Origin of the sequence: Sphaerochaeta sp. UBA5836, from assembly GCF_002432845.1 — a bacterium.
Classification (GTDB): domain Bacteria; phylum Spirochaetota; class Spirochaetia; order Sphaerochaetales; family Sphaerochaetaceae; genus Sphaerochaeta.
In genome coordinates this window covers 11,719-20,804 of sequence record NZ_DJGW01000105.1, presented here as the reverse complement: position 1 = coordinate 20,804, position 9,086 = coordinate 11,719, and the positions used below count along the sequence as shown (strand labels likewise).

Below are 9,086 nucleotides of genomic sequence, written 5' to 3'. Positions count from 1 at the left end.
CAACTGGAAGGCAACATCATCTACCCCCGCGTGGTCGGCAGTTCGGTGGGATTGCCCGGAGTCTGGGTCTTTGTTTCAGTCATCCTGGGAGCTGGATTGTTCGGGGTGCCAGGCGTCCTCTTTGGAGTCCCCTTGGCGGCGACGGTGTATCAGCTGCTGAAACCGAGCAAGCAATAATCAGGAAAAAAAGTGTTGTGATGTAAGAAAACCAATGGTATGCTCTATTTGTCCGACAAATGGACAATAGGAGTAATACCTTGAGCATTGTGCCTGTGAGAAATGAACGACTCTCAGATAAGGTGGTGAATCAGATCCTTGCCCTGATTCATGCCGGCGAGCTCAAGCCCGGGCAGAAATTGCCGAGCGAGCTCGTCTTCAGTGAACAGTTTGCGGTGAGCCGGGGTGTCATCCGGGAGGCAATGATCCAACTGCAGGCATTGGGCTATATACGCAGAAAAACCAAGAACGGGACCTTTATCGAGAAGGACATCATCGAACGCCTCTCAAAGCCGGTGAGTGACGCTCTCAAGGAAGCAACCTTTCAGGATCTTTTGGATTTTCGTGATTCGCTGGAATCCAAGATGGTTGAGATTGTCATCGATCGTGCAAGCGACGAAGAGATTGCCGAGATACGACAGACCCTCTCTGTCCAGGAACCCAAACCGGCAGGACATTTCAGCTTGGACCACTACTTCCACTACAAGCTTGCCCAGGCTTCACGCAACATCTTTTACATGAACTTCATCGATACCTATTATGATCTCATCGAAGAACTTGCACAGGCCAACAAGAAGCAGGAAGGCTCGTTGGCAAGCATAGAAGAGGAACATCAGGCGATTGTTGAGGCAATTGCCAAGCGTGACAAAGAGGCGGCTCATCACGCGATGAAGCAACATATCACCAATGTAAGACAGCGGCGACAGCGTCTGGAAATGGAGAACTCTCTATGAAATCCCTTACGTTGCTCTCTCCCTGCGGTATTCTTGGGTATGGATTTCCCGACGCATCCTTCGCGTACGGACTCTCTCAGAAGCCCGACGCAATCGTTGTGGATGCAGGATCCACCGATGCAGGACCCCACAAACTGGGAGCCAAGACCGCCATTGTCAGCAGAATGGCTGCAAAGAAAGATTTGCAGCGCATCATTCTCGGTGGTTGGTCGCTCAAAGTCCCGGTGATCATCGGCTCTGCCGGCGGCAGCGGCGGAGAGAGTCATGTCCGCTGGACAATGGACATCATTGAAGAGATTCTTGCTGAACATACAAGCTGTACACCAAAAATCGCCATCATCTGGGCCGATATCCCCAACCAAGCTATTCTTGACAGTCTCTCCAAAGGAAAGGTTCAGCCTTTGGATGCCTCAAGCCTTCCCTTGGATGAACAAATTCTCAAGCAGACCACTGGAGTGGTTGCCCAGATGGGCTTGGAGCCCATTCTGGATGTACTCGAAGCCAAGGCCGACATTATTGTTTGCGGTCGCGCCTATGACCCGGCACCCTTTGCCGCAGTAGGTGTGTTTCATGGCTTTGATTTGGCCCTGAGCTATCACTTGGGCAAAGTGCTGGAGTGCGGGGCGCTGTGCTGCAATCCGGGGACCACCAAGGACTGCATGCTCGGAACCCTGTACGAAGATTGTTTTGAAGTCTATCCCTGTGACCCCAAACGAACCTGCACCCCTGTCAGCGTGGCTGCCCATACCTTCTACGAGAAGGACCATCCCTATCTGTTGCATGGCCCGGGCATAGCCATGGACTTGAGCTGTTGTACCTTCACCACGGTCGCAAAGAACCGGGTGAGGGTGCAGGGCAGCAAGATCGAGGCGACCAAAGTCTATCAGATCAAGCTGGAAGGAGCACGCAAGGTTGCATATCGCACCATCGTGGTGGCGGGTGTGCGCGATCCTCTGCTTATCGATCGAATCGATGAGGTGCAGGAACTGGTGCGCCAAAGCGTACAGGAGCAGTACAAGGAGTTGGATGCGTTAAGCTACACCATCAATTTCCTCAACTATGGAAAGGATGGGGTGATGGGTTCGTTGGAACCGGAGAAACAAGCAGGTCATGAACTGGGGGTGGTCTTTGAAGTACTGGCAGCAAGCCAGGACTTGGCAGACGCCCTCTGTGCTTCGGTGAGGTCGACCTTCATGCACTACGGTTATGAGGGACGCAAAGCTACTGCTGGCAATTTGGCTTTTCCGTTCGCTCCCAGTGATATTCCCTTCGGAGCGGTGTATGAGTTCTCGGTCTACCACCTGATGGATGTGGATGATCCACGGGTATTCTTCCCCTGGCAATGGTGGAAAAAGGAGGCTCGGTATGCCCAGATTGGTTGATTTGGCCTGCATGTTGAGAAGCAAAAACAGCGGCCCGTTCCTCATTACCCTGGATGTCTTTTTCGATGACTTGGCCACCTATAGAAGGGTGGTGGAGAGCGGGGTGCTTTGCAGACAGACCATCAAGAAGTGTTATCAACTTTCCGATGAGCAGTTGGTGGGTATTTACTGTTTTGAAGCAGCCCTGGGAATAAAAATCACCTATCGCCGTCCGATTTCATCGGGTACCTGCGGCGATCGTGATGTCTATGGGGCTCAACAGCATGCCCCTTTGATGGGTCTTCTCATCCCCTAACAAGGAGTACGTATGGAAATCAAGCGTGCATGGAAACAAATCAAAGCGGAGCGGGTTCTCTACCTTCTGCTGCTTCCTACGTTGACCTTCTTTGTCTTGTTCAGGGTCCTCCCGATTTTGAACATGCGTCTTGCCTTCTTCCAATTCCGTGCAAGGGGGGATTGGCCTTTTGTCGGACTCAAATACTTTGAGATGATTTTCTCCAGTCCAGCCTTTGCCCAGATTCTCGGCAACACCTTGATCATCAGCTTCATGAAGTATGTCCTGCTCTTCCCTTTCTTTGTCATCTTCGCTCTTATGCTCAACGAAATCCGCTCCTTCCGCTTCCGCAAGTATGTGCAGGTTGTTTCCTACCTTCCCCACTTCCTCTCCTGGGTTGTAATTGCAGGCATCTGGATCAACGCCCTTTCCTTGGGAGGGTCGGTCAATCAGATTGTCACCTTCTTTGGAGGCAAAGCTGTTGATTTCATGACGGACCGCACCAAGATTCGTTGGATTCTGATGCTTTGCGAGGCATGGCGAAGTCTGGGCTGGGACTCGATCATCTTCTACACCGCCATTCTTGCCATCTCGCCCTCTCTCTACGAAGCCGCCCAGATTGATGGGGCGAGCAGGATGCAAATCATCACCAACATCATCCTGCCGGCTTTGGTTACTCCTATGATCACCATGTTCATACTCAATCTGGGGTTCTTCCTGAATGCAGGCTTCGACCAGGTTTTCAACTTCTCGAACCAAGCGGTGGAGAGTACGATCGACATTCTCGATACCTATATCTACCGCATCGGCATCGAGGGCGGTCAGTACTCGCTCGCCACCGCAGTCAGTCTTATCAAAGGCTTGGTCGGAGTGGTTCTGGTTTACACGACACACGTTTTCTCGAAGAAAATGACCGGCTCGGGGGTGTGGTGATGTACACAAGAAAACGATTCAGCCTATCACAGCTTTTGTTGGTGCTTCTGCTCTTCTTCATAACCCTTACTATGTTGGTCCCCCTGCTCAACATTCTTGCTAAATCCCTTTCCAGCCCCACCAAGTCGGTTGGTATGGGAGGTCTTGCCATCCTGCCTCAGCAGTTGGATTTCCTTAACTACCGCATTGTTTTCAGTCATCCCATCCTGGTACCTTCGTTGATAAACAGCATCATCATTACCTTGGTTGGGACACTGGTGAATATCGTGCTTACCACAACGGCAGCGTATGCCCTGACCAGGCCGCGCTTGACGCTCAAGCGTCCCATCATGGTCTTTCTCATCATTATGATGCTCTTCGACCCGGGTTTGGTTCCCGAGTATTTGGTGGTGCAGCAACTAGGCCTGATGGGCAGCAAGTGGTCGGTCATCCTGGTCACTGCAGTTAATGTCTACTATCTGATCATTATGATGCGGTACTTTGAGAAGGTTCCCCAGTCGATAGTGGAGGCCGCCACCATCGATGGGGCTACCCACATCCAGATGCTGGTGAGAATCTTCTATCCGTTGAGCAAGGCGGGAGTGGCCACCATTACCATGTTCTATGCCGTAGTTCGATGGAATGAGTACTTCAGAGCCGGCATCTATTTGACTCGCAAGTCCACCGATACGGTACTGCAGGTCGTGCTGCGGCAGTTTGTCGTTCTCGGTGACACCGTCTCAATTCTCGGCCAGCAGAATGTCTATGATTACAACGCTCTGGCCCGCGCCGACTACAGCGCCCTCAAGGGGGCTACCATTGTGGTGGCAATCATCCCGATTCTCATTCTCTATCCCTTTGTGCTGCGATTCTACGCGAATGATGTTCTTTCGGGTGGAATTAAGGAATAAAAAAGTATTTGAAAACCATGAGGAGGTTTCTATGAAAAAGAGAGGCGTATTGGTACTTCTGGTCCTGTTGACGGCTATCAGCATTGTTGGTGCGGCCGGGACCAAGGAAACAGCAGCAGCTGTCCAAAGTGGTGCTATTGGAAGTGCAGGCAATCCTGTGAAGGTGACCTACCTGTGCAAGGATGTCGACCCCATCACCGATGCCCAGCAGTTGGGAATGCTTGAGAAAGCCATCGAAGAGGGCATGGCGAAAGAAGGCAAGTATGTCGATCTGGTTATTCTGTCCGCTCCGACCGGTAGTTATGCAACGGTGGTTCCCATTGCTTTCAGGACAGGACAGATCAATCCCGATCTGATCTACTTCCAGGGCAATGACCAACCGCTGGCCCAAGAAGGCTTGCTGGAGGATTTGACTCCCTATGTAGAGAAGTCTGTAAACGTCAAGGCAATCATGGGCGACCACACCAAGGCTGCAATGAAGAACTATCCCTACCTGATGTGGCTGGCTCCCGCCCGTGTCCAGATTCCTGTGATGCGCTCCGATTGGTTTGCCAAGCTGAAGAGCGGCAAAGCCCTGCTTGAGAACCCCACCGTGGACAACTACTATGCCATGTTCAAGGAGATCAAGGAGAGCGGCATGGCCAAGTGGCCGATTACCACCGACGGTGGCATCCTGAAAATCGATTCAGTCTTCAATCATGCCTTCGGCCTTACTGCCACCATTGTCAAAGAGAACGGCAGGTGGGTGTATAGCAATGCCACAAAGGCGAGCCGCGACAAGCTGGCTTTCTATGCAAAGCTCTATAAGGAAGGGTTGCTGGACAACGAGTATGTCACCAAGACTTGGGAGACGATGGAACAGGCTTTCTATGAAGGTTCTGCTGCCTTCGTTGCCGGTACCGCCGGTGATGTGGTCAACGTATACAACAACAAGATGAAGGAAGCCCAAGGTGTTGAACTCGTGGTGCTTCCTCCTGCCAAGGGTGTCAGTCAGGCTTACCAGAGCGTCGATGTAACCAAGGAAAGCCGTGGCTTTGCCTTGAATGCAGATTCCAAGGTGAAGGATGCAGCTTGGGCGATTCTCGAGTATATGGCAGGTCCTGAAGGGCGCAAGCTGGATAAGCTTGGCCTGGAAGGCATCCATTACACCGTCGAAGGCGGCAAGTATGTTCTTACCAAGCAGTTCCCCTCTTGGTGGGCAAAATTCTGGCCGACCATGAACGGGCTCGATACTTCCAATGTCGTCGGCGAGGTGATGAGCAAGAGTGCAATCGACTCCCTCAATGCTGCTGCAAAGTATTTCGCAGCTGACACCAACGTACTCTTGACCGAGGACCTGCTGCCCCTCAAGGATGCCATGGACAAGCTCTATCGCGAGTATTCCACCGACATTATCCGGGGAGTCAGGCCGATTTCCGACTTTGATGAGTTTGTGACCAAGTGGAACGCAGCTGGTGGAACCAGAATCAGCGACTACCTTGCGACTGTTTTGAAGTAATGTGCTCTCTGTGGCCGGGACAGTGCCCCGGCCGCATTCAAAGGAACGTATATGACTACACACGAATATCTCTGCCGTTTGTATGCGGGCTTTCTGGGAATGAACATCGGAATCCGTCTTGGTGCTCCGGTGGAGCCGAGCCAATGGACGAGTGAGCGGATTCAACGCTTCTATGGCGATATTCATGGCTACGTAAAACAATTCAAGAATTTTGCCGCCGATGACGATGCCAACGGTCCGGTCTTTTTCCTGCGTGCCTTGCAGGACAAGCCACAACACACAACGCTTCAAGCTTCCGATGTTGCCGAAGCTTGGCTGAACTACGCCCGCGAGGGGGTGGGGATGTTCTGGTGGGGCGGGTACGGAGTGAGCACCGAGCACACCGCCTATTTGAATTTGAAAGCTGGGATTCCGGCCCCGGAGTCGGGATCCATTGCCATAAACGGGAAAACCCTGGCCGAACAGATCGGCGGTCAGATTTTTATTGACACCTGGGGTTTTCTCTTTCCTGATGATTGTAAAAAAGCTGCCGATCATGCACGCATGGCTGCCAGCGTCTCCCATGACGGAGATGGGCTTGAAGGGGCCGCCTTCATTGCTGCAGCCATTGCAAAGGCTTTTGCCACCGATGACATCGATGCCATACTCGATGCAGCATGTGCACAAATACGATCTGACTGTACGTATGCAAAGGTAGTGGGTGCGGTACGTGATTTTCATCGTGAGCATCCGGACAACTGGCGTGACTGTCTTGCCTACCTGCAAAAAAACTGGGGTTACGACCGCTACCCGGGAGTCTGTCACATAATTCCCAATGCAGGAGTGTGCATTATGGCCCTGCTGTATGGAAGAACGCTCAGTCGTGCAGTGGAAATTGCCACCATGGCAGGCTGGGACACCGACTGCAATGCAGGCAATGTAGGTTCCATTCTCGGGGTTGCCGGCAATCTTGCTGCTGTAGAGGAGCACTATCGTGCTCCGCTTCAGGACATTCTGGTTCTTTCGGGCATCTCAGGGTATTTGAACATCATGGACATTCCTTCCTACTGCAAGGAATTGGCTGCCTTGAGTTTGAAGGTCAGAAACCTCCCTGTCGGCCAAGAATTGCTGCAGAAGGAAGGGGAAATCAACTTCGACTTCTCCCTTCCTGGATCAATCCACGGTTTTCGGGTCTCCAACCCCAATGCCTGCAGCTTGCGTAATGAACATGGCGAATTGACCATGCTCTATGACCGCATGGTCCGCCCCCAGGCATGCCGACTCTACTATAAACCTTTCTATCGCAGAAGCGATTTTGATGATGAGCGTTATATGCCGGTGTTCTCTCCGACGGTGTATCCGGGCCAAACAGTCAGCCTGCGTTATCGGCTGGAGAAGTTCAGCGGGGAGTCGGTTCTCATCTCATCCTATGTGCGCAATACCACAACAGCTGAGATAATTCCCCTTGCCTCGGAGGTCGTGTACGACCAAGAATGGCATGATGTGATTTTCACGATTGAATCGAATCATCCGAAACTCAAGAATGCAATGATTGATGAAATTGGTTTGCTCTTTGAGGCGAACTCCCCGGCGAAGAACCGTGATTTCGGGGTGCTCCACCTCTCCCATTTCTCAGTAACCGGCAAGAGCCGGTATACCATTGATTTGGCTCAACAAGTCAAGGAATTCGCCTCCATCACCCCATTCAGCCACAACCATGGGGCATGGGACCTGGTCAAGGATGCGGCAGGCCTCTCTTGGATGGAGGCGATGACGCTCGATCATGCAGAGGCTATGACCGGCAACTATTATACCAAGGATGTTGAGGTTGCAGGGAAGCTGATAGTCCATTACGGAACTTCCGCCTTTGTGGGCCTGAGGATCCAAGGGGCCAGAAGGGGATGTTATGGAGGGTTTCATCAAGGCCAAGTGGGAATATTCATGCATCAGCATGGCCGATTGGTCCCTCTTGCCGTCAGAGAAGCCTCGCCCGAGCTTGAACGACAGTATGTGCTGACCTTCAAGGCCGAAGGCAGGAAGCTTGCACTTGAGATTGAGGGTCTTGGTACCTTTGAGGCGATGGACAATCCCTACGACTATGGCATGGTAGGGTATGCACTGTATGCAAACGGCAGGGTAGGCTTTGGGAACCTGCAGGTGAAGGAGTTCTAGATATGATGAAACGTTCTGAGTTTGTGCAAGACCGCAATCTGGTCAGGGATAAGGCGGTCGGCGCCTTGATCGGCTTGGCCGTTGGGGACTCCTTCGGTGATGCTGCCAGAATGCAGGCAAATCGTGAAAGCTATGGCTTCATTACCGATTTCAACGCAGGGGCAACCTGGAGTACCGATGATACCGAGTTTGCCCTGCTGACGGCAAAAACCCTGATCAAGTCCAAGGGGAATCTCACTACCGAACAGGTGGTGGAAGCTTGGTTTGAGGATGTGGTGGTTCAGGATGAGTTCAAACGCGGTGGAGCAAGCGAGGTTGCAGCAGCCAACAATCTGAGAAAAGGCCTCAGACCGCCGCAGAGCGGCAAGTTCAATACCTTTCACCTCAGTGATGGGAGTGCCATGCGCATTCCTCCCGTAGGTATTGTCTGCGCCGCTGATCCTGCCAGGGCGGTTGCCATGGCTCAAATCGATGCCTCGATCAGCCACAGTGAGGATGGTGTTTGGGGTGCCCAGGCTGTAGCAGCTGCGGTATCGGTAGCGATGGCCGATGGGAGCTGGGAGGAGATTTTTGAGGCAGCACTCTCTCCCATTCCTGCCGACAGCTGGCTCTTCTACAGCATGAGAAAGGCCTTCGACATAGTCGATGCAGCAGAGGGTAATATTCTCGATTGCTGGATGTCGTTGCACGACGAAATCAAGGCAAGCACTTGGGCTACCACATCTGAAGCGATTCCCGCAGCATTCGGGTGCCTGCGGTTGAGGCATGACGATTTTCGTTCTGCACTCGTGCTTGCAGGCAACTTTGCCCGAGATGCCGACACCATAGGTGCGGTGGCGGGTGCAATCCTGGGAGCCAAGTACGGGCTCTCATCCATTCCACATCACTGGGTACAGAAGGTGCGTCATCCTTCAGGGACGTGTCTGCAATTCACCAAAGGCTTGGACATCGTCCAGATAGGGGAACAGCTCGCAGATTTGATCCGATAGCCCGAAAAAAAAGGTTTGC

At 52.4% G+C, this 9,086-nt stretch carries 9 protein-coding genes; all 9 read left to right on the top strand.

All coding sequences use genetic code 11. From position 1 onward, the window contains the following. The first annotated feature begins 3 nt into the window (after window positions 1-3). The 9 genes from B3F49_RS12405 (at window position 4) to B3F49_RS09975 (ending at window position 9,067) form a co-directional block, all read left to right on the top strand. The gene (locus tag B3F49_RS12405) at window positions 4-177 is read left to right on the top strand and encodes an AI-2E family transporter (RefSeq protein WP_414712533.1); all 174 of its coding nucleotides are present in this window, start codon (window positions 4-6) and stop codon (window positions 175-177) included. An 89-nt stretch (window positions 178-266) separates the two neighbouring features. Beyond that, window positions 267-950, top strand: coding sequence for a FadR/GntR family transcriptional regulator (locus tag B3F49_RS10010; RefSeq protein WP_293910776.1), 684 nt, complete (start codon window positions 267-269; stop codon window positions 948-950). Then, window positions 947-2,332 carry an acyclic terpene utilization AtuA family protein gene (locus tag B3F49_RS10005; protein ID WP_293910774.1) on the top strand — a complete coding sequence of 462 codons (1,386 nt, stop codon included), beginning with the start codon at window positions 947-949 and terminating at the stop codon, window positions 2,330-2,332. The genes B3F49_RS10010 and B3F49_RS10005 overlap by 4 nt, the downstream gene beginning before the upstream one ends. After that, window positions 2,316-2,627: a DUF4387 domain-containing protein gene (locus B3F49_RS10000; RefSeq protein ID WP_293910772.1), complete on the top strand. Its 312-nt coding sequence runs from the start codon at window positions 2,316-2,318 to the stop codon at window positions 2,625-2,627. Before B3F49_RS10005 ends, B3F49_RS10000 begins: the two co-directional genes overlap by 17 nt. A 12-nt stretch (window positions 2,628-2,639) precedes the next feature. After that, on the top strand, window positions 2,640-3,539 hold the full coding sequence (locus tag B3F49_RS09995; protein ID WP_293910770.1) for an ABC transporter permease: 900 nt from the start codon (window positions 2,640-2,642) through the stop codon (window positions 3,537-3,539). Next, window positions 3,539-4,429 (top strand): carbohydrate ABC transporter permease, encoded by an 891-nt coding sequence (locus B3F49_RS09990; RefSeq protein WP_293910768.1) that lies wholly within the window; start codon window positions 3,539-3,541, stop codon window positions 4,427-4,429. The genes B3F49_RS09995 and B3F49_RS09990 overlap by 1 nt, the downstream gene beginning before the upstream one ends. Window positions 4,430-4,460: 31 nt before the next feature. Continuing rightward, window positions 4,461-5,927 carry an extracellular solute-binding protein gene (locus B3F49_RS09985; RefSeq protein WP_293910766.1) on the top strand — a complete coding sequence of 489 codons (1,467 nt, stop codon included), beginning with the start codon at window positions 4,461-4,463 and terminating at the stop codon, window positions 5,925-5,927. Between the two features lie 51 nt (window positions 5,928-5,978). Then, the gene (locus B3F49_RS09980) at window positions 5,979-8,078 is read left to right on the top strand and encodes an ADP-ribosylglycohydrolase family protein (protein WP_293910764.1); all 2,100 of its coding nucleotides are present in this window, start codon (window positions 5,979-5,981) and stop codon (window positions 8,076-8,078) included. 2 nt (window positions 8,079-8,080) lie between these two features. Further along, on the top strand, window positions 8,081-9,067 hold the full coding sequence (locus B3F49_RS09975; RefSeq protein WP_293910762.1) for an ADP-ribosylglycohydrolase family protein: 987 nt from the start codon (window positions 8,081-8,083) through the stop codon (window positions 9,065-9,067). Window positions 9,068-9,086 lie beyond the last annotated feature (19 nt).